Here is a 26,532-nt window from a genome sequence, read left to right as displayed (position 1 = left end):
TATTAAAATATTGAATGATATTCTCATAAATGACTATCATTCATGAGAGATATATAATTTTGTGTAAAAAGAAATGGAGTAATTAGTTATGGCATTATTAAAAGAGTGGCGTGACAAAGCTTATTCAGAGACTGCCAACAAGGGCGATCTTCAGAGATTATGGACAGAATATTTTCAGAAGGAAAAGGACGTATATGCACAGCTTCTTAAGAACCCTGACGAGGTAGTTAAGGGAACAGTTAAGGAGCTCGCTGACAAGTTTGGTCTTGATATCATGACAATGACAGGTTTCCTTGACGGTATCAACGACAGCCTTAAGGAGCCCAACCCTATCGATGATATGACAGAGGATACAGAGGTTAACCTTGGCTTTGACAAGGAACTTCTTTACAAGAACATGGTTAACGCAGGAGCAGACTGGCTCTATGGCCTTGAGGAGTGGAACGATATCTTCGACGAGGACAAGAGAAAGGCTCTTTACAAAGAGGAGAAGGCTTCTCACACTGTAAGAAAAGAGAACAAGGTATATCCTAACGATCCATGTCCATGCGGAAGTGGCAAGAAGTACAAGAAGTGCCACGGCAAGAACGCGTAACAAAAAATTAATATATAACAGCATTACCCGGTAGGTATTGCATAGAAAGGACAAAAAATGACAAAAGAAGAATTTTTAGAGGTTTATCGTCATTCAATGGCGCATATCCTCGCCAAGGCAGTGATCGAGCTTTACGGAAAGGAAGTTCAGTATGCCATCGGACCACAGATCGATGACGGATGCTACTACGACTTCGTACTTCCCAAGGCAGTAACTCAGGATGATTTCAAGACCATCGAGGACAAGATGCGTGAGATCATCAAGAGAAGAGAGGATTGGACAAGAAAAGAGGTTTCAAAGTCAGAAGCACTATCCATGTTCAAGGACCAGAAGTTCAAGACAGAACTTATCAATGATCTTCCTGAGGATGAGACCATCACTGTTTACTACACAGGTGAAGACTACGTTGATCTCTGCAGAGGACCTCACGTTGCTAATTCACAGGAACTCATGAATGTTTCCTATCAGGTTCGTTCCGTATCAGGAGCTTACTGGAGAGGAGACGAGAAGAGAGATCAGCTTTCAAGAATTTATTTATATGCTTTCCCAAGCAAGGATGAGCTTAAACAGCACATCAAGATGATCCAGGAAGCACTTGAGAGAGACCACAAGAAGATCGGTCCCGCTCTTGACCTGTTCATGTTTGATGAGACAGCTCCCGGAATGCCTTACTGGCTCCCAAGAGGCTGGAAGATGTACCAGGCTCTTCTTAAGTATTCAAGAGAGATTCAGGAGAGACACGGTTATACAGAGATTGCTGCTCCCCTTGTTAACAACAAGAAGCTCTGGCTTATCAGCGGACACTGGGCACACTATGTAAACAACATGTTCATGGTTCCCGGTATCTCAGGATGGGTTAAGGCTGATGCCGAGATCCCCGGTGTTCTTGAGAACATCAATGATAACACAGAGGTTCCTACAAATGTTAAGATTCAGGCCGGTTCAGTTATCTACAACCGTGAGCTTGACGATACAATGGCTGCCAAGCCTATGAACTGCCCTAACGCTATGATGACCTATAAGAGAACAAACCACTCTTATAAGGAGCTTCCTATCCGTTACAGTGAGTATGATGTACTTCACCGTAAGGAGAAGTCAGGACAGATGAACGGTCTTTTCCGTGTTCAGGAGTTCAGACAGGATGATGACCATACCTTCGTAATGGAGTCTCAGATCAAGGAGGAGATTGCAGACGTAATTGCTATCGCTGACGAGATCTATTCTACATTCGGTGTTACATACAGAGCTGAGTTCTCCACAAGACCTGAGGACTTCATGGGTGACATCGAGGTTTGGAACAGAGCCGAGGCTGCTCTCAAGGAGATCCTTGATGAGAAGTACGGCGAGGGAGGATACGAGATCAACGAGGGCGACGGTGCTTTCTACGGACCTAAGATCGACCTTCAGATCAAGGATGCTCTCGGAAGAGAATGGCAGTGCGGAACAGTACAGCTTGACTTCCAGCTTCCTCACAACTTTGGACTTTCATATCAGGCTCAGGACGGCAGCATGCAGATGCCTGTTGTTATCCACAGAGCTATTTACGGATCTCTTGAGAGATTCATCGGTATCATCATTGAGAACTTCAAGGGTGTATTCCCCTTCTGGCTCAGCCCTTATCAGGTAGGCATTGTTCCTATCAGAGTAGAGCATAATGAGTACGCTCAGAAGGTTGAGAAGGCTCTTATGGATGCCGGAATTCGTGTTGAGGCAGATTACTCTGACAACAACATGAAGGAGAAGATCAAGAAGTACAAGAACTACAAGGATCCATACATCATCGTTATCGGTGATAAGGAAGCTGCTGAGGGAACAGTTTCCATCAACGTTCGCGGTTCCAATAAGCAGATCCAGAACGTACCTCTTGAGGCTCTTGTAGAGATGTGCAAGAAGATGAACAGTGAGCATTCACTTGATCTTATCGACAGCTACGAGGCATAAAAATGTAATTAAAGGGCACAGTTCCAAACTAACGGTACTGTGCCCATTTTAGGGGAAAAAAAATGAAAGCTAAAATTGAGGGGGCAGTTGAGGGAGTCTGCGCAGTTTTATTCGCATTGGCCTTTTCACTTACAAAAGTTTATAATCCGGATAACGCACAAAAGTTTAGTTGGCTTACTTTGGTTATCGGTTTTATTTTGTTTATTGGCATTATCAGGATTGCTGACTTTTTCTCTTCCTGCTGGAGAGAGGAAAAGACATTGAAAATCAGTTCCAAAACATTTTTTGTTTTGAACTTCATTGCTATTTTTCTTATTGGTATTCTGTTTCAGGTGATCTATTATCCTGCAACTTGTAACAATGATACTATCTTTATGATAAGAGGAGGCCTTGGAACCTCAGGTCAGCATCCCTGGGAGTATATTATAATGGCCAGAGCCTTCCGCAAGATTGCCTGGGCCCTTGGGGAAACAGATAACGAGGCTCTTATACTGTTCTGTGTTTTTCAGATCATCATAATCTCCCTTGCATGTGCATACTGTCTGACATGGCTGAAGGAAAAAGGTGTTCCGAAGACTCCGCTTATTATCATTGATGCATTCTTTCTGCTTTGCCCTATATTGAATCTTTACAAGATCACTCTTGTTAAGGACGTAATTTTTACCGTTGGACTGATGCTTATGGTTCCTGTCATGTATGATTTATGGGAAACAGAGGGAGAAAGCATTAAATCCATTAAAGAGATTGCACTGCTGCTGATATCTACATATCTGATGATGTGCAGAAACAACGGCTTTATGATCTGCGCAGTTATAGCTGTATATTGCTGCGTAGCCTATAGAAAAGTATTTAAGTACATGCTGTTATATGCGGTTGTCATCGCTTTGTTTTTTGCATCCACCAGGTTTATCCAGCATCATGCCAATGCCCAGTATCGCTTCCGTGAAGCTGTAGGTGTTCCTATTCAGCAGATTGCGGCTACCGTTAGTAAGGATGGGAATATCACTGACATACAGAGGGCATTTCTTGAAAAGATCATGCCCATCGAAGCTATGAAAGAACAGTATGATCCCTATAATGCGGATCGTATCAAATATGGAGAAGCCAGGATTGATGATGATTTTCTTAATGCTCATCGAGCTGAGTTTTTGAAAACATATTTTGAGATGATGTTCTCAAATTTTGATATTTACGTTGACTCATACCTGCGTTGTACTTATGGATTTTGGTCTTTTTCCAATAAAGACTATAAAATGAGATATACTTATATCGGAGCCTTTGCGGCAGAGGATTCATTTGCTTCCTGGTTTGAGGAACAGAAGATATACCCGAGATCATTGGCTCCCCAAGGAATACAGTCCCTGTTTGAGAATGGGATAAATACCTATTCTGTTTTTCTTGGCGTAGGCACAACAGCATGGTGCGTTCTATGTATTATTCTTTTGCTTCACAGGAAAAATAAGATCGGCTGCGGCGTGTCATTGCCATTTTTGCTATGCTGGGTTACTATTCTTATGGCGACACCCATTGCATTTCAGTGGAGATACGGGTTATGCTTTGCAGTGGCTTTGCCTGTATATTACGGGATTTTGAATATACCCTCAAAATAAATGAGAACTATTTTATTGTTGGTGATTTGAATGAGAAATAAGTGTAAACGGAAAATATTAATATATGCGCTGGGAGGCTTACTGGCTATTATCTGTGCAGTGCTTTCGGGATTTTTCCTGTCAGGAGTGATCACCACTCTTGCGGAGGATGATCTGAAGACTGCTACATCCTGCAGTTTCGTTATACCCAGTGAATTTGTTCCCGGAACAGAGAAGGGTTTTTTTATCAATAAGAATCATCCGATGGAATCTTCTTCCATCAAGTATAGCTACTATGACAATGAGAAAGACAAGATCCTTACCAACAGAGAAAAGGCAGCAGTTCTTGCCTCCGGTGAGATGGAGATAATTGATGAGTCTTTGAATCTTACCAGAGAGATCTATCAGGACACCATGTCTGCTGCTTATGACAATGAGTATCAGCAAAAGGTCGGTTTCAAAGTTGAGTCCTTTGAAAAGATAAAGATTGACGGTTATCCCGGATTTAAGATCGTATCCAGTTATCAGCCCGCAGATGAGGAAGTGATCCACCAGACGGTATATATGCTTATATCCAAATACAGGATGTTTACCGTGACCTATCAGAGGGCAGAAGATGATGATTGCACAGAGATCTTTGAAAACAGTGCAGCCACAATTCACTTAAGGTGAATCGTGGCTGTTTTTTGCGAAAAAACAGATGAGAAAACAATTGTAATAGCTTTCAATTGCGATTGTATGTTTTTAACAAAAACCTCCGTGTATTTTCTATGTAAACGCTTCCATAAATTCGTTGACTGCCGGTCTGCGGTGGCCTATTATTGTATAGTAATTATTAGAGGTTGCGTTTGTTGAAACGCGGAAGGAGTGAAAATGTTGGGGAAAAAATACAACAAAATGGGGCTTATGATGGCCGGTGTATTAGCGGCCACATCTTTTTTGGCTGCACCATCATTGAATGTTAGTGCGGCTCCTGCTGTACCGGTTATCACAGAGTGCGGCGGATGGCTTGAGTCAGCCTATGTAGAATGGGCTGCAGGGGATGCTGATGCTTACAACGTATATGTTAACGGCACTCAGCTGGATGATGAACTCATCCGACTTTATTCCGACGGAAAGGGCGGAAAATACTACAGAGCAGATGCTCTGGGACTTGCGGCAGGCAACTATTCCTTTAAGGTTGTTCCTGTGGAGAACGGCAAGACCATGACAGGAGCTGTTTCAGAGAAGGTTTATGTAGCAGCTCACGACCGTTCAGGTTTCGGCTTCGTCAACGGAACCAGCAGCGGAGCATACAATGATAACGGAACACTTAAGTCCGACGCGGTAGTTCTTTACATCACCAAGGATACCAAGGACAGCGTATCCTTGGATGTTACCACCAATGCCAAGGGTGCAACTACCAACGCCAAGGGACTTCAGAATATTCTTAACTTATACAAGAAGGGCTATGAGACCCGTCCTCTCGATGTCAGATTCGTAGGTCAGATCACTGACTTTGCCACAATGGAAGGCGGCGACATCTGCATCAGCGGCAGCGGAGCCAACAAGAGAGTCGGCGGCATCACTTTTGAGGGTGTCGGCGAGGATGCCACAGCAGACGGCTGGGGACTTAGAATCAAGAATGCTTCCAACGTGGAAGTAAGAAACCTGGGCTTTATGAACTGCGACAGTAATGAAGGCGATGATATCGGACTTCAGCAGAGCAATGACCATATCTGGGTTCACAACTGCGATCTTTTCTACGGACTTGCAGGTGGTGACGCTGACCAGGCTAAGGGCGACGGCTCTCTTGATACAAAGACATCAACCTTTGTAACCCACTCTTACAACCATTTCTATGACACTGGTAAGAGTAACCTTCAGGGTATGAAGTCTGAGTCTACAGAGAACTATATCACTTACCACCACAACTGGTATGATCACTCTGATTCAAGACATCCTCGTATCAGAACCTGTTCTGTTCATATCTACAACAACTACTACGACGGCAATGCCAAGTATGGCGCAGGCGTAACCATGGGAGCTTCAGCCTTCGTTGAGGCCAACTACTTCAGAAACTGCAAGTATCCTATGCTTATTTCTTATCAGGGATCTGATATTATTTCTGACTGGAATTCTCTTACAAGAGATGAGAAAAATCTTGGAACCTTTTCAAGTGAGGATGGCGGTATCATCAAGAGCTATAACAACAAGATCATCGGTGCTAAGAGCTATGTAACCTATCAGAAGAACAACACCGAGTTCGATGCATATGAGGCTTCTTCTGCAAAAGAGAAGGTTCCTGCAACCGTTAAGGCTTACAAGGGCGGCTCTACATACAACAACTTCGACACTTCTTCAATCATGTATTCCTACAAGGCAGATTCACCGGAAGCTGCCAAGGAGAAGGTTGAGAGCCTTGCCGGAAGAGAGAACGGCGGAGACTTCAAGTGGGAGTTCAATGACGCTGTTGATGACGCAGATTACAGCGTTAACAAGGCCCTTAAGGCTGCTCTTAATTCCTACAAGACCAAGCTTATCGCAGTTGGCGGCAACGGCGTAAAGAGCGATGACGAGGGATCTTCAGAGGGCTCTTCAGAGGCATCCAGTGAGGCTTCATCAGAGGATAGCGGTTCAGAGGCATCCAGTGAGGCTTCATCAGAGAACAGTGGTTCAGAGGACAGCGGATCAGATGCTTCCAGCGAAGCTTCTACCGAGGAAATCATTCCTGATCCCGAACCAGAGCCTGAAGTAACAGCAGCAAAATATGTTCACAACTTCACAGGCACAGGCCTTAATGATGATTTCTTTAACATTGCAGGAACTCTTTCAACAACAAAGGGAACTGTAGAGTATGACGGTCTGGTACTTACACAGTGCCTCAAGATCGAAAGCAAGACAAAGATTTCCTTCACAGCTCCTGCTGAGGGCAAGCTTACACTTGTATTCGGAGACAATGATTCTTCAATCAAGCTTGACGGAACAGCAATGAAGGAAGCTTCAAACGTAATGGTACTTGATATCACAGCCGGCTCACACGAGCTTACCAAGAAGGATGTTGAGAACCTGTTCTACATGGTATTTGAGACAGAGGGCACTACAGAAGAGGAGCCTGTTATAGAGGATGATCCCGGCCAGGGAAGCTCAGAGGCTTCATCAGAAGCATCATCTGAGGAGGAGATCTCAGAGGAGCCCGGCGAGGCAGCTTCCGAAAGCTCCAGCGAGGCAGCTTCAGAGGCATCATCTGAGGAGGAGATCTCAGAGGAGCCCGGCGAGGCAGCTTCCGAGGCTTCCAGCGAGGCAGCTTCAGAGGCATCATCTGAGGAGTCAGCATCAGAGGCTTCCAGTGAAGCAGCAAGCGAAGCATCATCAGAAGCATCCAGTGAGGCTTCATCAGAAGGCTCCAGCGAAGAGGCATCCAGTGAGGGATCTTCAGAGGAAGTAGTTGTTCCTACTCCCGATCCTGAGCCTACACCCGAGCCTGCTCCGGAACCTGCACCTGTAACAGGACAGTGGAAGAGCAAGTGGGGCGCTAAGTACTATGAGTACTCCAACGGCGAGAAAGCAACAGGCCTTACAGAGATCGACGGAGTAATGTATTTCTTCAAGTCCAACGGAAACCTTGTAACCAATGCATTCGTTGCTTTTGATAAAGATAAGAGATACTTCGGAGCCGAGGGCAAGATGGTAACAGGATTCTTCACCAAGTGGTCTGCACTTTACTATGGACATGAGGATGGTTTCCTTGCCAAGGGCCTTACAAAGATTGGAAATGAGACCTACTACTTTGACAGCACCTTCAGAGTTAAGAAGTCATACTGGCTTACTCTTGATGGCAAGAAGTATTACTTCAAGGCTGACGGCACAATGGTAACAGGAGATTACAAGATCTGGGGTAAGACTTATCACTTCGATGAGAATGGTGTATTAAAGCCATAATAAGATAAAAAGACATTATAATGAGCCGGAACTGTGATCCTGCACAGGCCCGGCTCATTCTATTTAGCAAGAAAGCCGAAGGCTTTCCTGATTACGCATATTCAAGGGACAGATCTTTGATGCGGCTCACCATTCTCTCCGTAAACATGTGGGCATGCATGAAATCCTGCCTGTTGGGATGGGTGGCAGCTTCGTCAAAGTAGCTCAGCATCTGGTCAATTCTGGCATCATCGGCTTTTCCCCTGTAGGATTCGTATTTAAGTCTTACTTCTATGGGCATTTTGCCCTGACAGAAATAGGAACCAAGGAAAGTATTGCTTTCTGACAGCCATACCCTGGCGTTCTGCTCCAAAGCGTCATAGTAACGGCTTCCGGCTCCCATGCCGCAGGTTCCGAAGAGAGCCACATTTCTCGAATGCAGGGATGACAAAAGATCTATGATCTCCAAAGTGCAGGATCCTCTGTTGGCCCAGAATCCCACAAAATAATTCTCTGCGTCGGCCTCTCCGTGCCATGAGCGGATATCCACAAGCTTTTTTTCCTTGGGGGACACCGGCAGAGCGTTATAAATTTCTTCCGCCAGAAGCCGGGTATTACCGGTCACACTGGCATAAATAACTAGGTATTTGAGCATAGCTATCCTTTGCGACACTTGAAGAAACCAATAACTTTTTTTCTTATACTTAAATACCGCTCATTTTCTTTGTATCTTTTGGTGATGTTTTTTGAAAAGAGACGGAAATAGCAGTAGATAAGTATCACTAACGCAACATAATATAAAAAGCCAAGCGGCGGGGCAATGACTGACAAAAGGAGACATATAAACGCCTCAACAAGTAAAAATCTGGTCAGCAAATCGGTACCATAGGAACCGTAGCGCCCTTGGAATAACCTGGTAAAAAAATCCTTCATAGGCATCTCCTCTAGGCAGAATCGGGATGTCGCCATCTACCGACATGATAATTGTAGGTTTCATGCGTATAAAATACAATGAAGTGGCGATAAACTATAATAAAAAAACCATGAAGGTTGATAAAATATTCCATTATAAATATAATGTAATGTGGATTTGTGTGAGCTTCACCATACTTTAAGCAATCCCGGAGGAAATAAAATTTTATGCATATTATTATTGTTGGCTGCGGTAACGTGGGACAGACACTTACACAGCAGCTTAGCAAGGAAGGCCACAATATCACTGTCATCGAGGAAAAGAGCAGTGTGGTTCAGAACGTGGTCAACAGCTACGACGTTATGGGAATCGTTGGCAACGGCGCCAGCTATTCAATTATGAAGGATGCGGGAATCGAGAAGGCTGATCTGATGATAGCCGTTACAGATTCCGACGAGCTCAATCTTCTTTGTTGCCTTATAGCCAAGAAGGCAGGTAACTGTCACACCATCGCTCGTGTCCGCAATCCTATATACAAGAAGGAGATCAACTTTATCAAGGAAGAGCTGGGACTTTCAATGGTAATCAACCCTGAGGAAGCAGCAGCTACAGAGGCTGAGCGTCTTCTGAAGTTCCCTTCCGCCACCAAAATCGAGACCTTCGCAAGAGGTAAGGCGGAGCTGGTCAAGATGGTCATTGATGAGAAATCAAGACTCTGTGACCTGGCCCTGAAGGACATCCCCTCAGAACTTAAAAAGCAGGTCATCGTTGCCGTGGTTTCAAGAGGCAGCGAGGTCTATATCCCCGATGGTAACTTTATCCTGAGAAACGGCGATGAGGTGACCATTCTCGGATCCGGTAAAAATACACTCGGATTTTTCAAGAAGCTGGGTCTTCCCACAGCCAAGGTTCATTCAACCCTTATCATCGGCGGCGGAGAGACAGCCTATTACCTGGCTAAGCAGCTTCTCAACTTTGGTATCAAGGTTACTATTTTTGACAAGGACCCCGTTAGATGCAAGGAGCTTTCAGAGCTTCTTCCTCAGGCCCTTATCATCAACGGAGACGGAACAGACAAGGATATGCTCCTTGAAGAGGGCGTAACAAGCGTTGAATCCTTTGTTTCCCTCACCAACCTTGATGAAGAGAATATCATGCTCTCAATGTATGTTAAGAGCATCAACCCCAAGGCCAAGCTTATCACCAAGGTCCACAGGGTTAATTACGGCGATATCATCGGCTCCCTTGGAATCGGAAGTATCATTTATCCCAAGAACATCACTGCCGACAGAATCGTTCAGTTTGTACGAGGAATGTCAGCTTCCGCAGACAGCAATATCGAGACTCTTTACAAGCTCAACGACGAGAGAGTTGAGGCTCTGGAGTTCATTGTAAGAGCGGGAAGCCCGGTTATCGGAGTTCCTCTTGCACAGCTGAGCCTTCGCAAGGGCATTCTTATTGCCTGCATCAGCCACTACGGCGAGATCATATCTCCCAGCGGTGAAAGCATAATAAGAGCAGGAGATTCTGTAATCGTAGTCACAATGCTTACAGGACTCAAAGATATAAATGATATATTGGAGAACCGATAAATGAATTACTCAATGATCAGATACGTATTATTCAGGCTTCTCAGGACTCTGGGACTGCTTCTTTTGCTGCCTTTTGCAGTGGCACTCATTTACGGAGAGTATGACAGCGCCAGATCGTTCTTTATTCTTATTCTGAGCTGTCTGGCCATCGGATATGTGGGCTCTGCAAAAAAGCCTGCCAATAAGGTTATTTATGCGAGAGAGGGATTTGCCATCACTGCTGTGGCATGGCTTGGCATAAGTGTCATTGGAGCTATTCCCTTTGTGATGACAGATACCATCCCCAATTTCATCGATGCCATGTTTGAGACGGTGTCAGGTTTTACCACCACCGGAGGCAGTATCCTTACCTCTGTGGACGGCATGGAAAAGAGCGTTCAGTTCTGGAGAACCTTTACCCACTGGATAGGAGGCATGGGAGTTCTTGTATTCCTTCTGGCGGTTGTTCCCATGGCGGACGGTTACAGCATGCACCTGATGAGGGCGGAGAGCCCGGGCCCCGTGGTCGGTAAGATCGTGCCCAAGGTCAAGGACACAGCCAAGATCCTGTATCTTATTTACTTTGGAATCACAATTTTGGAGATTATCTGTCTCTTTATTTCGGGACTGCCCATATATGACGCCATAACCATTTCATTTTCAACTGTGGGAACCGGCGGATTTGCCATCAATAACGCGGGAATCGGCGGCTATCCTATTGTGAGCCAGGCCATCATTATATTGTTCATGGCTCTTTGCGGTGTTAACTTTACCGTTTATTATTTCCTTTTGAACAAGAAGCCCAAGGAGGCTTTTGCCATTGACGAGGTCAAATACTACCTCGCAACCATAGTCATTGCAGCATCCCTGATAGCCATCAATATCTACAGGGCGGGAGTTCTGCAGAACGCAGGATTATCTTTCCATCATGCGCTCTTTGCCGTTACTTCCGTAATGACTACCACCGGATTCGGAACTCTGGACTTTGACAAATGGCCCATGTTTTCCAAGATGATCCTTTGCATCCTTTCACTGGTTGGTGCCTGCGCAGGTTCCACCGGCGGCGGATTCAAGTTTTCAAGAGCCCTTATTGTTATAAGGAATGCCAGAAATGAGCTTAATTTCATAGTTCATCCCAAGGCCATCAAGAGAGTGTATATGGACGGTCACACTGTGGAAGGTACCACGGTCAAGTCTGTATCCGCATATCTTGGGATCTATGTGATCACCTTTATTCTTTCGACCCTTATTGTTGCTCTGGATAATTTCGACTTCCAGACTACGGTGACCTCTGTGGCCGCAACTCTTAACAATATCGGACCGGGACTTGGCATGGTAGGCCCTATGGGCAACTATTCAGAGTTCTCATACCTGTCCAAGATCATCCTTATGTTTGATATGTTGGCCGGAAGACTTGAGCTTCTTCCTATTTTTATCGTTATTAAACCAAAGACCTGGATGAAATAAAGAAGAGCTGTAGCCTGCGTAATTCTAAAAAAAGTATAAACTTTTATAAATTTTTATAAACTTTTTTTGAAAAACCCATTGAAAAATGTGTCCAAATTGTGATAAACTTTAGTAAGTTTTGTGAAAGATATATTTTTCTATACAATATAAAGTTTAGGTGGGTTTGGAATTATGACAAGGACAAGGATGATAAAAATGATGATCCTTGTCGCTGCGGTCCTGATCTGTACCAGTTTTGCAGGGGCAATCTTCCAGTATGGAATTGACGGGAAGAGCATAGTGAGTACAGCGCAGGATGTACCGGAGGAGAATGGCAACTCTTTGGCGAGTTTTGTTGTCACGGATGATGAGAATACTCATGGTGAACATGAGCAGAGACTTTCTGAGGATGGCATATTAAATGAACGGGGAAGACTTACTCAGAGAGTTACAATATATGATGAGAACGGTACACTACCGATCAGCGGCACAGTGACTAAATCCGAGGATGGTTTTTATCCCGGAACATATGAACTTACATTTAGCAAGAATATTATTTTGAACAAGCCTGCAACTATCCAGGTCAAGATAGATGTTGAGGCGGGCCAGCCGGTGTATATCCTTACCGGCAGCAAGGAGAAGGGATACAGACAGGTAGCCTCAGTTGAGGCCGATGATGACAAGTGTGTATTCTTCCAGACACAGCTTCTGCAGAAGTATACGCTGTCCACCACGGACATTTGCGGAGCTCAGGCAGCCATGGCCAATTACCAGGGATAATGAGACAATTAGTTTTATCTCAGCAGGAAATACCGTACATAATAGATAACAAGAAGATGAACGGGGTAGAAGAAATAGTAGCAATACTTGAGATTGCCTAGATTTCTACCTCGTTTTTTGTTGTAAAAAAGTATCAGGAAAAAGGCCGGGAAGGACCAGTATTCCGTGGACAGGTTGCTGATAAAGATGTAGCCTGCCATAAGACATAGAATGTCAAAGCCCTTTAACAGGTAGAAAATCACGATAAGGGTCACTCCCCACCAGCGGTAATCCGAGTGGATGTACTGAGCCAGGTACGCACCGGAGGCAGCTACAGCACCGGACAGCAAAAAGCTGATGATATTGATATTGCCATCCACGGTGGTAAGGCGGGGGTCACCCATTGCGGAAATGGGCAGAAGAGGCCCAAATAACTTCTGGATCTCATCCATGAGCCATATCACTGTAAGGCCGATAAGAAGTGTAAAATAGACGTTCTGATGCGCTAATAGCAGGTCCTTGTTTTCTGTGAGGACCTGAATGAAATCGGGATTATATCTGTCCTGTTTTGCATAAAGAGTAAGATCGAAGACGGGCTCGGAAATAACGCCGAAAACAAGAAGGCTCAAGGCATACTTTGGTTTACTTTTTGTATGGATAAAGCCCTCCGTAAGAAGAAAACAGAAAATGGGAAAGGCTGTTCTGCCGATGGCCCTAAGGACCTTGTAGATGTTATTGAGCTCTACTCCGGTAAGGCTTCCGTTATAGAGACCGTCTCTTACCATGGGGACCATAAAACCTGCTGTGAGATGGTCTATGAGCATCACGAGGCAGGCTATGAACTTCAGGGTGTTTCCGTTTATCTTCTTATGTAATAAAGGCATAATTATGGTCTCTCTTCCGGGATGTATTGGATAATTAAAGTAAAGAAAAGGTCATGGCTGAAATATATAGCCATGACCTATTTTATACTATTTGGTGCAGTGATGCATTACTCAAAAATGATTTTCTCCCAAGTGTCCTCAGGGATAAGGGCGATGTAGGTCTTACCGGTGTTGATGGCAAGCTCCTCGCCGTTCTCATCATAGAATCTTGTTACTTCTGTCTCGCCGGTCTTAACCCAGGTGATATCCTTGGCAACGCCATTGGTGAGGTACCATGCGTTCTTGCCGGAATCGATGCAGTTGTAGATGAGGTAGCCGTGCTCGTCCAACTGTGAGAATGAGCACTTCTGAAGGATAACGTTCTTGAAGCTAAGAGGAGCGCCGTCCTCGGCATCCTCGTGTCTTTCGCCGTACTCATAGTACTCGTACTCGTTGGTGTCATAGTTGTAAACCAGCTGTGATCCGTTGTGTGTGAATGGAAGAATAGCCTTGTGTGCTGAGTAGGATCTTGAATATTTCTGATCAAGGAAGACCTCGGTTCCGTAAGGAACGAAATTGAAGTGGCTTCCTTCGTTAACATACTGATTGTAAGTTGTCTCGTAGCCGGCCTTGCTGGAGCTGTTATTGAAGTTGCTCTCAAGGTCTCCGCTTACGATGTACTCTGTGAACTCTCTGGCCTTACCGTTGTTGATACGTGAGAAGGTTCCAGAGAAGTGTGCTGACCAGGGCTGTGAGAAATACTGGTCGTTGTAGTAAGGACCTCCGTCGTGGCAAAGAACTGCGTTCCACTCTGCAGCCAGCATGATGTTGGTAGGACGTGTGGATCTGATACTACCCAACTGCTCGATGCTGCCCCAATCCTTAACAACGCACATAAGTCTTGTGATGCGGTCGTTAAGTGTGCTGTTCATAAGTTCATATACTACATCTGCCTCTGAAGTTCCGTAGTGGGGAAGAGCGGTGATCTCGTTGTCAACCATGGCAGCGATGGGACGCTGGTCCTTGAGTTCCTCGCTGATGGGCTCACCGGTGAGCTCTGAAAAATACATTCCCTCAGGGAGAACATATGCCTCTGCCTCTTCCTTGACTTCCTCGGTAGAAGCCTCTTCTGCAGGGGCCTCTGTGGTAGTCTCGGGCTCAATCTGCTCAAAAGAAACGCCGGCAGCTCCTGTATCGTCGCCGACATTATCGCCGCTTTGCGCACCGCAGGCTGCAACACTGAGGACTGTAATGGCGCACATCACAGATGCGACTGCTCTTTTCGCATATTTCTTAATATACATTTTCATAATCTCCTTTAAAATAAATCATTATTACCATTCTAACAGAGTTCAGGGGAGAATGCCACTTTTTTGTGGTATACTAAAAAATAAACATGATGTAATGAAAATGGGAGCATAGAATATATGAAACTATACTTTGTTGGCGCGGATCATGAGGTTACAGGCAGCTGTCACTTCATAGAATGTGCCGGTAAAAATATTCTGGTGGATTACGGAATGGAGCAGGGCAAGGACTACTTCGAGAATGTGCCTCTGCCGGTGTCTGCTCCGGAGATCGACTTCGTTCTTTTGACCCACGCCCATGTGGATCATTCCGGTAATCTGCCTCTTTTGTATTCTCAGGGGTTCCGTGGCAAGATCTACTCCACAGAGGCTACGGCGGAGCTTTGCGATATCATGCTCCGTGACTGTGCCCATATTCAGATGCAGGAGGCTGAGTGGAGAAACAGGAAGGCCAAGAGAAGTAAGGATGTGGGCAAGATGGAGCCCGCTTATACCATGGAGGATGCGGACAAGACCATCAGAGCCTTTGTGCCCTGTCCCTATGGAAAAGAGATCGAGGTCTGTGAGGGTGTCAAAATAAGGTTTACGGATATTGGCCACCTTCTGGGTTCCGCCAGTATCGAGGTGTGGCTCACAGAAAAAAATGTCACCAAGAAGATCGTTTTTTCCGGTGACATAGGTAATACGGACCAGCCCCTTATCAGGGATCCCCAGTACACCTCCGAGGCTGATTATGTAGTCATGGAATCCACCTACGGCGACAGACTTCACTCCCAGGAGAAGCCTGATTATGTCAGAGAGCTGGCTGAGATTCTGGACAGAACCTTTGCAAGGGGCGGCAATGTGGTCATCCCATCCTTTGCAGTGGGAAGAACCCAGGAAATGCTGTACTTTATCAGGAAGATCAAGAAGGAGGGCCTTGTTAAGTCCTATCCCAACTTCCCGGTATTTGTGGACAGCCCCCTGGCGGTGGAGGCCACAGAGATATTTGAACAGAATCAGTACGATTGCTACGATGAGGAGGCTCTTGAACTTCTGAAAAAGAAGATCAATCCCATCGCATTTCCCGGTCTGAACCTGGCCATTACCATGGAGGAGTCCAGGGCCATCAATGAAGACCCGGAGCCCAAGGTCATCATCTCCGCATCGGGTATGTGCGAGGCGGGCCGTGTGAGACATCACCTTAAGCACAATCTGTGGAGGCCTGAGAGCACAATCCTTTTCGTTGGTTATCAGTCCGTTGGAACCACAGGAAGAGCCATTATTGACGGCGCTACTGAGGTGAGGCTTTTTGGAGAGACCATCGACGTCAAAGCTGACATCTGCAAGCTGGAGGGTTTATCCGGCCATGCGGACAAGAACGGTCTTATCAAGTGGCTCAAGGGCTTTGATGTGAAAAGACCCAAGCGCGTATTTATCGTTCACGGTGAGGACAGCGTATGTATGTCCTTTGCCAAGTGCCTGAAGGAAGAATACGGCTACGATACTTATGCGCCCTATTCGGGAACAGAGTTTGATGTCATCTCGGGAATGATAATGAAAGAGGGCATTCCGATTCCTATCAAGAAGAAGGAATCCACCCTTGTTTCGGATGTTTATGCCCGTCTTAAGGCTGCGGGGGCACGTCTTATGGGCATCATTGCCAGATCCGAGGGCATGACCAACAAGGACAAGGCGAAGTTTGCGGACCAGATTAATTCGCTTTGTGACAAATGGAGCAGATAAGTGGATTCAAGCGGCATCAGGTCTCTGCGTATATCATAATATTTCATAATGAAAAAAATAGGAGGAAGGTATGGCATTAGCAGATGAGATTTTCATAAACATGTGCAAAGATATTTTGGAAAACGGAACATCCACCGAGGGGGAGAAGGTACGTCCTCACTGGCCGGACGGGGAGCCGGCATACACCATCAAAAAATTCGGAGTGGTAAACAGATACGACCTGTCCAAAGAGTTTCCTATCATGACTCTCAGAAAGACAGCCCTTAAGAGTGCCACAGACGAGGTTCTCTGGATCTATCAGAAAAAGAGCAACAACATCCATGACCTCAACAGCCATATCTGGGATGAGTGGGCCGACGAGACCGGTTCCATAGGAAAGGCCTACGGCTATCAGATTGCCCAGAAGAGCATTTACAAAGAGGGCGAGTTCGACCAGATGGACAGGGTTATCTATGATCTTAAAAACAACCCCTTCAGCAGAAGAATAATGACAAATACCTATGTTTTCCAGGATCTCCATGAGATGAACCTGTACCCCTGCGCCTACAGCGTTACCTACAACGTAACCCAGAAAAAGGGCGAGGACAGGCTTACTCTTAATGCGGTTCTAAACCAGAGATCCCAGGACGTTCTTGCTGCCAACAACTGGAACGTGGTTCAGTATGCGGTTCTTGTGCACATGCTGGCTCAGGTCTGCGACATGAACGTTGGCGAGCTGGTACACGTTATCGCAGATGCTCACATCTACGACAGACATGTGCCTCTTATCAAGGAGCTCATTGAAAGAAAGCCCCTTCCCGCACCTAAGTTCCACCTGAACCCTGACGTGAAGGACTTCTATGAATTCACAAGAAATGATGTTTCCCTTGAGGGCTACGAGGTTGCAGGGGAACAGATAAAAGATATACCTATCGCTATATAAAAAAAGAGGAGAGTTTATGAAAACAATAGTAGCAGTAGACAGCAACTGGGCCATTGGTAACAAGGGGCAGCTCCTGGTGAGCATCCCTGCAGATCAGAAGAACTTCAGAAGTCTCACCATAGGAAAGACTATCGTATACGGCAGAAAGACCCTGGAGACCTTTCCGCAGCAGGTAGTGCTTCCCGGAAGAGACAACATCATTCTTTCCACCAGGAAGGATTATACAGTTAAGAACGCACTGGTAGTTCACAGCAAGGAAGAGCTTCTTTCTTCCGTAAGCGACCTTGATACCAATGACGTATTTATCATCGGCGGATCAAGCGTATATAAGGAATTTCTTGATGTCTGTGATGAAGCCATCGTAACCTTCATAGACAAGGAATATCAGGCTGACTCCTATTTCCCGAATCTGGACCGGGATCCGGAGTGGGAGCTCGTTGACGAGAGCGATGAGCAGGTCTATTTCGACATCACATATACCTACAGAACATATAAGAGAATCAAGTAATTTAACTGTTGCAATTTAGGTATCCGTGCATTATGATTTATGCAATTAGATTGCACGATATGTATTTGAGCTTTATCACAGATTTTTTTCATAATTTATGCCAGACGGAGAAAAATATATGAAGAAACGTGCTTTAGTTCTCATAAATAGGAAGGCAGGTACAGGTAAGGCCGGAAATGAGGCCATGGATATAGTTACAGCCCTTGGGGAGCAGGATTATGAACCCATAGTTTATCCGATTCTTCCGGGGACAGAGCTTACCTCAGAGAACCTTGTGGAGCAGTATGACGGCAAGGCAGATCTCATTCTTTGCAGCGGCGGTGACGGCACTCTGAATCACGTGGTCAATTCCATGATGAAGCTGAAAAAGAGACCGATTCTTGCCTATGTTCCTGCAGGCAGCACCAACGATTTTGCCAGAGGCCTGGGAATTCCTGCGGGCAAGGCAGGAGCCATAGAGGCAGCTGCCCAGGGAGAGCCTTTTTCCTATGATATCGGCAGGATGAATGACCATTACTTTAACTATGTGGCAGCCTTCGGAGCTTTTTCCAAGGTCAGCTATGCTACGGATCAGGAGCTGAAAAATGTCCTGGGCTATGCGGCGTATATTATCAGCGCCATAGCCGAGCTTCCGCAGAATATAGCCTATAACTGCCATATGAAGATAGAAACTGATGATCTTACTGAGGAGGGGGACTATATCTTCGGAGCTGTATGCAATTCCGCATCTGTAGGCGGGATGAAGCTTCTGGAGAGCGCTGATGTTCAGCAGGACGACGGAAAAATGGAACTTATTCTGATCCATGCTCCAAAGAATATCGGCGAAATGAACCTGATACTCACGGCTCTTGCAACGGGGGATGTAAACAGCAATTTCATTACCTTCAGACAGGTGACCAAGGTGACTTTTTACTCTGATGAAAACACCAGCTGGACCATTGACGGAGAGTATGGCGGAGACGCCAGAAAGACTGAAATTGAAGTTATAGACAAGGCCATAACCATCATGACAAAGAAAGGATAAGTTCATGTTTGACCCTGTTTCAATCTCAAAATGTGAAAACTACAATGAAGAGACTGTAAAGGCTTCCCTGAAGGAAGTTATCGACAACATCGGCGGACTGGATTTTGTAAAGCCGGGAATGAAGGTTGGAATCAAGTGCAACCTGATAACAGCCATGGAGCCCGGAAGAGCGGCTACCACACATCCCGCGCTTCTTAAGCAGCTTTGCCTTATGCTTACTGAGCTGGGGGCAGAGGTTGTAGTGGGAGACAGCCCGGGAGAGCTCTATACTCCTGCGGTTCTTGACAGAGTCTACAAAGTCTGCGGTCTCACCGACATGGTAAAAGAGATCGGTGACAGCAGGGTTAAACTTAACGATGATTTTTCCATCAGCAACGCTGTTTTTCCTGAGGCGGAATCCATCAAGACCTTCATTTACACCGGATGGCTTGATAAGGTGGATGCCATTATAGATTTTTGCAAGCTCAAGACCCACGCCATGATGGGCTTTAGCTGCGCTGTTAAAAATATGTTTGGAACAATTCCGGGAACCACCAAGCCCGAGTACCATATGAGATTCCCTGAGGAGAGGGCTTTTGCCAATATGATGGTGGATCTCAATGAGTATTTTAAGCCTGTGCTGTATCTTGTTGATGCGGTGGACGGCATGGAAGGAAACGGCCCCTGCAGCGGAGATAAGAGACATATAGGAGCATTGTTGGCTTCCAAGAGGCCCTATGCGCTGGACATGGTCTGCGCTGATATTATCGGCATGGGACTTAACGACTGCGCTATCCTGGGTGTGGCCTATGAGAGAGGCCTTGGACCCAAGGAGGCTTCTGAGGCTGAGATTGTGGGAAAAGTGGCTCTTTCAGAGGTGAAGATCCCTGATTTCCAGAGGGCTACCAGCCATCAGAGTATTACCTTTGAGGGCGAAGGAATAGGCTGGAAGATCGCAGCCTATGCTGTAAAGCATGTGTTTAATGCCAAGCCTCAGGTAAAAGAAAACGAGTGCATCGGCTGCAAAAAATGCCATGATGTCTGCCCGGCAAAGGCCATCACCATGGTGCCTTACACCGATAAGTCCGGCAAGCAGATCACTATTCCGCAGATTGACCGCAGCAAGTGCATCAAATGCTTCTGCTGCCAGGAATATTGCCCTAAGGGAGCTATGAAGGTTAAGCAGAATCCTATCGGAAAATTCATACAAGGACTTCAGAAGTAACGCTGGGTGAGAAATGACGCTCCTTGCCCGGGGATCCTCGTTCATATTGGAACGAGACTCCCCGGGCAAGGAGCTGTCTATGTCCGCCGAGAGTTTTCTGAGTTCCGAGTCATGTTCTTTTCCCTGATTCTGCCCGGCTTTTTGTGATAGAGTGTATTATTTGAAAGGGTGTTGTGTATTACTAATGTTTAGCTACGATAAGAAGATACATAAGGATGGACATGAATATATAGAGATCAGTGGATATGAAGGGCAGATAGCGGACCTGGTTGTGCCGGATTCTATCGAGGGATTTCCGGTTGAGGCCATCGGCAATCATGCTTTTTCCGGACGACAGGACTTAAAGAGTGTTACGTTGCCGGAGAGTATTAAGACGCTATACGGATTTGCTTTCCATAACTGTAAGAGTCTTAGGAAGATAACATTGTTTGATAGCCTTGATGATTACTATGACGGTGTATGCAGGCAGTGTGATGCCTTGGAAGAGATTGATATTACAGTTAACAAGAGCTGGTTTGAGGTTATCAGAAACTTCCTGGCGGACAGCGACAAGACCCTGAGATTTCTGATACATATCAAGGACGAGGGCGAGGCCTGCCTTACCTTCCCGGAATATGTTTACGACTTCAACGAGAACACCATGGCAAGGACTATTCAGTTCTCCATAGCAGGTTCCGGCTATGCTTACAGAGAGTGCGTAGACAGAAGGCGCATCAACTTCGCTGAGTATGACAAGCTCTTTGAGAAGGCTGTGATAGACGGCTCCGAGATATCAGAGAACATCGCTATTGGCAGACTTCTTTATCCCTACGGACTTATGCCCGGCTACAAGACCAAGTACGAACAATTTGTCACCAAGAACGCAGGCAGCATTCTGACAAGACTTACCAATGAGTATGAGTCTCACCGCGATGACGCCTTACTTAATACAGTTTCATCACTTATATCCTACGAGAATCTCATCCCCCCGGAAGCCATGGACGCTGCCCTCAAGCTTGCTTCATCCAGGCAGCTTACCCGCCTTTCAGCAATCCTCATAGGCAGCAGCAAAACTCAAAAATCTACAACTTCTGAATTCGAATTTGATTTATAATTTTAGAACCGCTTACCTTAGATAAATGAAGGTAAGCGGTTTTTCGTCGTTCTACATTTTGAATAAAAAATCTGACTATTCCCCAATTGATTGTAAAAAAATTGTAATTATTATAAAATATCATATAGGAGTTTGTTAAAATACTATTAACTAGCAGAGACAGGCATGGGAAATCCTAATAAAAAAAGAGGCGTATTATCGATATTTTTAATTATTCTGCTCCTGATATTTGACGCTGTAGGCGCTTTGTCCGATGGACGTCGCAGCCTTCAAAGCGGTGCAGATAATACTATGCCGACTCTCGTCATCGAAGATGAAATTGAGAGTACCGATTTAGCGGCAGAACCTGACAGCCCAGATACATCTCAGGTGAAATGGGAAGATGGCTGGGTAAAGTATAACGGAGAGATATATAGATACAAAGAGGACGTTCTGACATTCCTTGTTATGGGAACGGATCAGATGGGAGAAAATAAAGCAAAGTCCGGTGGACTTGATGGAGGGCAGGCAGATCTGCTGATTTTGACGGTCATTGATCCCACCACAAAGAGGATAGAGCTTATACCCATCAATAGAAATACAATGGTGGATGTTGATGTCTACGATGCGGCCGGAAATGTTGTCAGGACGGCATATGCACAGATTTCTGTTCAACATGGCGTTGGCGATGGAGAAGCAGAGAGCTGTGAGTATCAGGTGAAGGCTGTTTCCAGGTACTTATATCAGCTGCCGATTCACGGGTACATTTCCATGAAAATGGATGGAATAGGCCCTTTAAGTAAAGCAGTGGGGGGAGTTGACCTGACGATCCCTGAAGATGTTGTCACACCATCTTTTTCTTATAAAAAAGGACAGGAAGTTCATTTGGAGGGTAATGACGCACATCTTTTTGTAAGGGACAGAGACCATGAAGTGGGAGGCTCCGACAGACGTCTTGAGAGACAGAAGGTCTTCCTGAAAGCACTTATGAACAAGGTTATGGTCACTCTAAAAAGTAACCCTACATCCATTGCGAACATTTACAGTGCTGTGACGCAGTACATAACAACAGATATCTCCTTGGATGAGATGCTGTATATTGCGGGGCAGTGCAGTGGTTATACATTCGATTCAAACAGCTTTCGAACTATCGGGGGAGAAACGGTAGAGGGCGAATTATATGATGAGTTCTACCCCGATACAGATAAGGTTAAGGACTTAATGATAAGTGTTTTTTATGAAAAAGTTGACAATAATACCCAGGGATAAAAGATTTTTGGTGGCTTCCGCAGCACTTTCGTTGACTTTTGTTTGCGGATGCGGCAGTGATTTAACACATACTATGGCTCAAACTACTTCAGAAGATGCACAGAGTGACGTGGCCGGTGAGGTTGGATCCATCGGGGCAGAAGAGGAAGCCGATACCCTTACCGGGGAATCCGCAAGGGATGGCAAGGTTGACTTTGATACCCTAAGGGCATTAAATGACGATATTTTCGGGTGGATATATATTTCTGACGGAACCATAGATGCTCCAATCCTTCAAAATGCAGAGGATGATAAGTTTTATATGACCCATAACAGCCTTGGTGCTCCAGACCACAGCGGAGCTGTATTTACAGAGTTCCCCGGCAGGTTAGATTTCTGTGAGTTTAACGAAGTTATTTACGGGGTGGATGGGGAATTTTTGAGGTCATATATGGATCCTGACTTTTTTGAAAATAATAGCGTGATCGAGATCTATAAAGACGGAGACAAAATGACCTATGAGGTTGTGATGGCCAGAAAGTGGCCAAAAGAGGATCTGCTCACGCACTATGCATTTTCAGTGGATTATGATTGCCGGAATTTCCTTAGGGATACATATGACAGTGTTTCACTTTCTGACAATGTGGATCCCAGGTATAAGCTTCTTACGGATATGAACTTTCTCGTTACTCTGGTAACAGATTTGCCGGAGGATCCCGAAAACCAGTTTATGGTAATTGCCATGCTGGCAGATACAGAAAACGGAACTATAGACTATCCACAGGGGGATATTCAGTGGATCGAGGATTAAGATATTTTCACCTGTTTTTTCAGGGAGAATATAGATAGTTGAGAATTGTAAACCATATAACTTCTAAGAGGGAGGGAATCACTAATGAAAAAGCTAGTATTAGCGCTTACTGTAATTGTCAGCATTTTTACCATGAGTTTTCCTGTAGTGGCAGCAAGTCCTACAGCATCTGAGGCACTGACACCCGGAGTTCTCGGATCACGTCGTGCTCCCGGTGATGCGACTGCAGAAGCATTGGCTGCAGAGCTTTTTAGCAGCGGCGCTTTTGAAACTCAGGCAGCAGCAACCGCAGTTGCTGAGTCAATGATAGCAATCAGCGCAATGAAGTGTGATGAAGAAGCTCTTCTTAAGCTGTGTGCATCTATCTACAAAGCAATGACAGCTGAGCAGAAGGCTAAGATCGACGAAGCTGCTGTAAAGAGAGGCATCAGTGTTGAAGAGGTTATAGGAAACATTATCGCATCCAATACAGCTTTTCCGGGATCAGTGGCAGTTGCCTGGAATGAAGATCTCAGTAAGAGCTCAATTGATGGTAAAGCAGGAAGCATTAATTTTATCCTGACTAAAGCCAGTGAAGAGGCTGTTGCCAGCGGAACAAAGGATGCTGCCGGAAGGACTGTTCTTTCAATATTTGATTTTGCTTTACAGGGAGGACACAGCTTTAAGACTCTGGACACAGCAATTTGTGTTAAGGGTGTAAAGAATACTGATACAGCGGAAACCATCGCAGTTAAGCAGCTGGTAAACGGAAAATGGAACAACGTCAAGATCACCGCATTTGCTAATGACGGACTTGCTCTTCACCTTACGAACAAGGGACCTATCAAGATTGAGAGGGTTAAATAAACTATTGATTGATCTGATCTCCCTAATAAGGAGATCAGACCATTTTTTAAGAAATAAGGTGGAACATGAGCAGTTTGACTAAGGCATATCTTATATTTCTCATAGCATTCTTATCGCTGATGATTTCTACAAAGCCTGTATACGCTGCAGAGAACGAAGGGCAGCCTCTTGAGCAACAAGAAGAGGTCCCGGAAACTTTGCAGGAAGAAGACCGTCAGGAGCAGACACAGATTTTAAGCACAGAAGAAGGTGTTTTTAATCTTACTGTTTTGGTAAATGCAAATTTGCGCTCTGAGCCCACAACTGATTCTAAGAGTGTCATAGTAATTCCTTTTGGTATCGATATGGTTTCCCGCCGGAAAATCACAAATACCAAAGGAGAAATATGGTATCCGATAGACTATAGCGGCATAAGCGGATACATAAGCTCTGATGTGGTGGAAACTGAGGCTGTTTATATGAATGATTCTGAAGAAACAGCTGTTTCGAAAGAGCAAAAGACTCCTGAAAAGAATTCTTTATCGAGCCCGGCTTCCGGTGTACAAACAACCAAAACGGAAAGTGAGTCAAAAGTATCAGATACGTCCGCTGCTGAGGGTTCGAACTTGATCACAACATCAGAGCCAAAACGTAAGACAGTTGATTCTGTTTTTATTATTTTTATGTCAGCTGCTTTAGCCGGTGTAGTGATCACGCTTATAGTATTTGCCATGCTTAGGCATGAATATAACAGATACAGGAAATACATTTTGAAGAACAGAAAAGATAAGGCATACGAAGACTGATAAAGGAGAAAAAGTTTACAATGGAGCAGGAAGGCAGAACCGAAAGCAGCAAAGTTGTTGTTCAGGTCAATCAGAATAAAAATCAGAACGGTGAACTGGATCTCATAAACGTCTTTTCAAATATGGGAAAGAGAAAGAGGTTGATAGCATATCTGCTGGCTCTGGCCATTCTCGTGGGAGCCTCTGTCGGAGCGCTTTACTCAGGCTTTGAGCATATCAGTGGTAAGGGATCATATGCAAGGGCAATGATAACTTTTCAGTTTGATGGAATAGAAAATGGCCTTGATCCCAATGGGGCGGCTTTTGACGTAAATCTAATCAGATCTCCATACGTTATTCAGGCTGCACTTTTGGAACGAGGCTATGATGAGAGTTATGTTGAGACAGTAAGGGAAAACTTATCCATTGATGGGGTTATTCCAAAGGACGCCCTGGAAAGAATCACAGTTATCAAAAATATGGCACAGAAGGAATCCAAGTACTATGAGCAGCTTCTTGATGTATCATACTTTCCGTCAGAGTACATCTTGTATCTGTATGATGACGGCACTTTCAACTCCAAGGAACTGCCTAAGATTCTGGACGGAATAATCGACAGTTACAAACAGTACTTTATGGACACCTACGCCAATACAGAGGTTTTGTCAGTTACGTCAAACCTCTTAAGCGGGGATGATTATGACTATGGCGAGAGCATCGATCTGGTGACAACACAGATGGATATTATGCTGTCCTATGTCAGGGAGAGGATGAAGACTGCTCCGGATTTCAGGGCATCTTCCACAGGACTTTCCTTCCAGGACATCGTGACATCCCTGGAGTTTGTCAAGACTGTGGACATCAACAGACTTTCATCCTATATTCAGAGCCAGTCCCTTACCAAGGACAAATATCGTCAGCAGGAGTACTACGAATACATGATCAGGAACTGCAGTAACAAGATATCTGAGCTCCAGACCAGGCTGGACAGTCTGACAAACACCATCAATTCCTATGAAAAAGATCCTGTAGTCATCGTAAGTAATTCGGATTCCACTTTGGAGTACGGACAGAAGAATGAATATTATGATTCCCTTGTAACTGAGAAGGAGAATCTTATCAGGGAGATTGCCCATACCAATACTAATTTGAATCAGTATTATCTGCTTCTTTCACAGCTGTCGGAATCCGGCACTTCTGCTAATCAGGAAGCTTATGATTATGCCGATTCTTTGTTGAACAGGCTCAATACAACAATTTCCTCCTGGGTAGAACTGATAGAAGAAACAACACAGGAGTATTATTCAACAACACTTTTTTCAAATGCAGTAAAGAAAACAGTGCCCGCCCAGTATGTAGTTGACGGTGGCGTGACACATATCATTAAAAATATAGCAATTCCATCCGCTATCCTGGTGGTGCTTGTTCTTATATGGTGGTACTACACCGGCGTTAAGGAGGAAATTTTAACGGTCAGAAAGAAAGCGGTGGAGAAGGAGTAACTGTAAATGTAATTGTAAAGTA

Annotated in this window: 22 protein-coding genes; 19 read left to right on the top strand and 3 right to left on the bottom strand. The window is 45.1% G+C overall.

The features are described from left to right. The first annotated feature begins 88 nt into the window (after positions 1–88). The 5 genes from T359_RS0114320 (at position 89) to T359_RS20515 (ending at position 8,046) form a co-directional block, all read left to right on the top strand. Entirely contained in the window at positions 89–595 is a 507-nt protein-coding gene (locus T359_RS0114320) for an SEC-C metal-binding domain-containing protein (protein WP_026518068.1), read from the top strand. Between the two features lie 57 nt (positions 596–652). Next, positions 653–2,536, top strand: a complete 1,884-nt coding sequence (locus T359_RS0114315; RefSeq protein ID WP_026518067.1) for a threonine--tRNA ligase — start codon at positions 653–655, stop codon at positions 2,534–2,536. Between the two features lie 62 nt (positions 2,537–2,598). Next, entirely contained in the window at positions 2,599–4,146 is a 1,548-nt protein-coding gene (locus tag T359_RS0114310; protein ID WP_026518066.1) for a DUF6020 family protein, read from the top strand. Between the two features lie 30 nt (positions 4,147–4,176). Then, a complete protein-coding gene (locus T359_RS0114305; RefSeq protein WP_155840133.1) occupies positions 4,177–4,797 on the top strand; it encodes a hypothetical protein in 621 nt (206 codons plus the stop codon). Between the two features lie 201 nt (positions 4,798–4,998). Continuing rightward, positions 4,999–8,046, top strand: a complete 3,048-nt coding sequence (locus T359_RS20515; protein ID WP_051545450.1) for a pectate lyase family protein — start codon at positions 4,999–5,001, stop codon at positions 8,044–8,046. 91 nt (positions 8,047–8,137) lie between these two features. On the opposite strand, the gene bilS is transcribed toward T359_RS20515, so the two are convergent. Continuing rightward, entirely contained in the window at positions 8,138–8,680 is a 543-nt protein-coding gene (gene bilS, locus T359_RS0114295; RefSeq protein ID WP_026518064.1) for a flavodoxin family protein BilS, read from the bottom strand. Positions 8,681–9,165: 485 nt separating this feature from the next. Here bilS and trkA point away from each other — a divergent pair, with 485 nt between their 5' ends. The 3 genes from trkA to T359_RS0114270 all read left to right on the top strand — a co-directional run bounded on the left by trkA (position 9,166) and on the right by T359_RS0114270 (position 12,735). Then, complete coding sequence (trkA, locus tag T359_RS0114280) at positions 9,166–10,530, top strand: Trk system potassium transporter TrkA (RefSeq protein WP_026518063.1); 1,365 nt, start codon at positions 9,166–9,168, stop codon at positions 10,528–10,530. Beyond that, the gene (locus T359_RS0114275) at positions 10,531–11,976 is read left to right on the top strand and encodes a TrkH family potassium uptake protein (protein ID WP_026518062.1); all 1,446 of its coding nucleotides are present in this window, start codon (positions 10,531–10,533) and stop codon (positions 11,974–11,976) included. A 171-nt stretch (positions 11,977–12,147) separates the two neighbouring features. Beyond that, positions 12,148–12,735 (top strand): hypothetical protein, encoded by a 588-nt coding sequence (locus T359_RS0114270; protein ID WP_026518061.1) that lies wholly within the window; start codon positions 12,148–12,150, stop codon positions 12,733–12,735. A gap of 14 nt (positions 12,736–12,749) precedes the next feature. On the opposite strand, the gene T359_RS0114265 is transcribed toward T359_RS0114270, so the two are convergent. Both T359_RS0114265 and T359_RS0114260 read right to left on the bottom strand, forming a co-directional pair. After that, a complete protein-coding gene (locus tag T359_RS0114265; protein ID WP_035784584.1) occupies positions 12,750–13,598 on the bottom strand; it encodes a TraX family protein in 849 nt (282 codons plus the stop codon). Between the two features lie 107 nt (positions 13,599–13,705). After that, positions 13,706–14,881 (bottom strand): DUF3048 domain-containing protein, encoded by a 1,176-nt coding sequence (locus tag T359_RS0114260; protein ID WP_026518059.1) that lies wholly within the window; start codon positions 14,879–14,881, stop codon positions 13,706–13,708. Positions 14,882–15,004: 123 nt separating this feature from the next. Here T359_RS0114260 and T359_RS0114255 point away from each other — a divergent pair, with 123 nt between their 5' ends. From T359_RS0114255 to T359_RS0114205, 11 genes are all read left to right on the top strand, one after another. After that, the gene (locus T359_RS0114255; RefSeq protein ID WP_026518058.1) at positions 15,005–16,609 is read left to right on the top strand and encodes an MBL fold metallo-hydrolase RNA specificity domain-containing protein; all 1,605 of its coding nucleotides are present in this window, start codon (positions 15,005–15,007) and stop codon (positions 16,607–16,609) included. 70 nt (positions 16,610–16,679) lie between these two features. Continuing rightward, positions 16,680–17,531 (top strand): thymidylate synthase, encoded by an 852-nt coding sequence (gene thyA, locus T359_RS0114250; protein WP_026518057.1) that lies wholly within the window; start codon positions 16,680–16,682, stop codon positions 17,529–17,531. Positions 17,532–17,547: 16 nt separating this feature from the next. Next, entirely contained in the window at positions 17,548–18,039 is a 492-nt protein-coding gene (locus tag T359_RS0114245; protein ID WP_026518056.1) for a dihydrofolate reductase, read from the top strand. Positions 18,040–18,157: 118 nt separating this feature from the next. Then, positions 18,158–19,063 carry a diacylglycerol/lipid kinase family protein gene (locus T359_RS0114240; protein ID WP_026518055.1) on the top strand — a complete coding sequence of 302 codons (906 nt, stop codon included), beginning with the start codon at positions 18,158–18,160 and terminating at the stop codon, positions 19,061–19,063. A gap of 4 nt (positions 19,064–19,067) precedes the next feature. After that, positions 19,068–20,267 carry a DUF362 domain-containing protein gene (locus tag T359_RS0114235; RefSeq protein ID WP_026518054.1) on the top strand — a complete coding sequence of 400 codons (1,200 nt, stop codon included), beginning with the start codon at positions 19,068–19,070 and terminating at the stop codon, positions 20,265–20,267. 184 nt (positions 20,268–20,451) lie between these two features. Next, positions 20,452–21,360, top strand: a complete 909-nt coding sequence (locus T359_RS20505; RefSeq protein ID WP_051545447.1) for a leucine-rich repeat protein — start codon at positions 20,452–20,454, stop codon at positions 21,358–21,360. 165 nt (positions 21,361–21,525) lie between these two features. Next, complete coding sequence (locus T359_RS0114225; protein WP_026518053.1) at positions 21,526–22,608, top strand: LCP family protein; 1,083 nt, start codon at positions 21,526–21,528, stop codon at positions 22,606–22,608. Continuing rightward, the gene (locus tag T359_RS0114220) at positions 22,577–23,398 is read left to right on the top strand and encodes a class B sortase (RefSeq protein WP_155840132.1); all 822 of its coding nucleotides are present in this window, start codon (positions 22,577–22,579) and stop codon (positions 23,396–23,398) included. Before T359_RS0114225 ends, T359_RS0114220 begins: the two co-directional genes overlap by 32 nt. A gap of 84 nt (positions 23,399–23,482) precedes the next feature. Further along, positions 23,483–24,244: a hypothetical protein gene (locus T359_RS0114215; protein WP_026518051.1), complete on the top strand. Its 762-nt coding sequence runs from the start codon at positions 23,483–23,485 to the stop codon at positions 24,242–24,244. Positions 24,245–24,318: 74 nt separating this feature from the next. Further along, complete coding sequence (locus T359_RS0114210) at positions 24,319–25,029, top strand: SH3 domain-containing protein (protein ID WP_197027100.1); 711 nt, start codon at positions 24,319–24,321, stop codon at positions 25,027–25,029. A 20-nt stretch (positions 25,030–25,049) separates the two neighbouring features. After that, the gene (locus tag T359_RS0114205; protein ID WP_026518049.1) at positions 25,050–26,510 is read left to right on the top strand and encodes a hypothetical protein; all 1,461 of its coding nucleotides are present in this window, start codon (positions 25,050–25,052) and stop codon (positions 26,508–26,510) included. Positions 26,511–26,532 lie beyond the last annotated feature (22 nt).

The organism is Butyrivibrio sp. MC2021, assembly GCF_000621605.1.
In the GTDB taxonomy this organism is placed as follows: Bacteria; Bacillota; Clostridia; order Lachnospirales; family Lachnospiraceae; genus Butyrivibrio.
The sequence above is the reverse complement of the archived record's forward strand: the minus strand, read 5'-3'. Positions and strand labels throughout refer to the sequence as shown.

Coding starts and splice junctions, on each gene's coding strand:
- T359_RS0114320 (WP_026518068.1), top strand. CDS start 89: ATGGCATTATTAAAAGAGTGGCGTGACAAAGCTTATTCAGAGACTGCC.
- T359_RS0114315 (WP_026518067.1), top strand. CDS start 653: ATGACAAAAGAAGAATTTTTAGAGGTTTATCGTCATTCAATGGCGCAT.
- T359_RS0114310 (WP_026518066.1), top strand. CDS start 2,599: ATGAAAGCTAAAATTGAGGGGGCAGTTGAGGGAGTCTGCGCAGTTTTA.
- T359_RS0114305 (WP_155840133.1), top strand. CDS start 4,177: ATGAGAAATAAGTGTAAACGGAAAATATTAATATATGCGCTGGGAGGC.
- T359_RS20515 (WP_051545450.1), top strand. CDS start 4,999: ATGTTGGGGAAAAAATACAACAAAATGGGGCTTATGATGGCCGGTGTA.
- bilS (WP_026518064.1), bottom strand. CDS start 8,680: ATGCTCAAATACCTAGTTATTTATGCCAGTGTGACCGGTAATACCCGG.
- trkA (WP_026518063.1), top strand. CDS start 9,166: ATGCATATTATTATTGTTGGCTGCGGTAACGTGGGACAGACACTTACA.
- T359_RS0114275 (WP_026518062.1), top strand. CDS start 10,531: ATGAATTACTCAATGATCAGATACGTATTATTCAGGCTTCTCAGGACT.
- T359_RS0114270 (WP_026518061.1), top strand. CDS start 12,148: ATGACAAGGACAAGGATGATAAAAATGATGATCCTTGTCGCTGCGGTC.
- T359_RS0114265 (WP_035784584.1), bottom strand. CDS start 13,598: ATGCCTTTATTACATAAGAAGATAAACGGAAACACCCTGAAGTTCATA.
- T359_RS0114260 (WP_026518059.1), bottom strand. CDS start 14,881: ATGTATATTAAGAAATATGCGAAAAGAGCAGTCGCATCTGTGATGTGC.
- T359_RS0114255 (WP_026518058.1), top strand. CDS start 15,005: ATGAAACTATACTTTGTTGGCGCGGATCATGAGGTTACAGGCAGCTGT.
- thyA (WP_026518057.1), top strand. CDS start 16,680: ATGGCATTAGCAGATGAGATTTTCATAAACATGTGCAAAGATATTTTG.
- T359_RS0114245 (WP_026518056.1), top strand. CDS start 17,548: ATGAAAACAATAGTAGCAGTAGACAGCAACTGGGCCATTGGTAACAAG.
- T359_RS0114240 (WP_026518055.1), top strand. CDS start 18,158: ATGAAGAAACGTGCTTTAGTTCTCATAAATAGGAAGGCAGGTACAGGT.
- T359_RS0114235 (WP_026518054.1), top strand. CDS start 19,068: ATGTTTGACCCTGTTTCAATCTCAAAATGTGAAAACTACAATGAAGAG.
- T359_RS20505 (WP_051545447.1), top strand. CDS start 20,452: ATGTTTAGCTACGATAAGAAGATACATAAGGATGGACATGAATATATA.
- T359_RS0114225 (WP_026518053.1), top strand. CDS start 21,526: ATGGGAAATCCTAATAAAAAAAGAGGCGTATTATCGATATTTTTAATT.
- T359_RS0114220 (WP_155840132.1), top strand. CDS start 22,577: ATGAAAAAGTTGACAATAATACCCAGGGATAAAAGATTTTTGGTGGCT.
- T359_RS0114215 (WP_026518051.1), top strand. CDS start 23,483: ATGAAAAAGCTAGTATTAGCGCTTACTGTAATTGTCAGCATTTTTACC.
- T359_RS0114205 (WP_026518049.1), top strand. CDS start 25,050: ATGGAGCAGGAAGGCAGAACCGAAAGCAGCAAAGTTGTTGTTCAGGTC.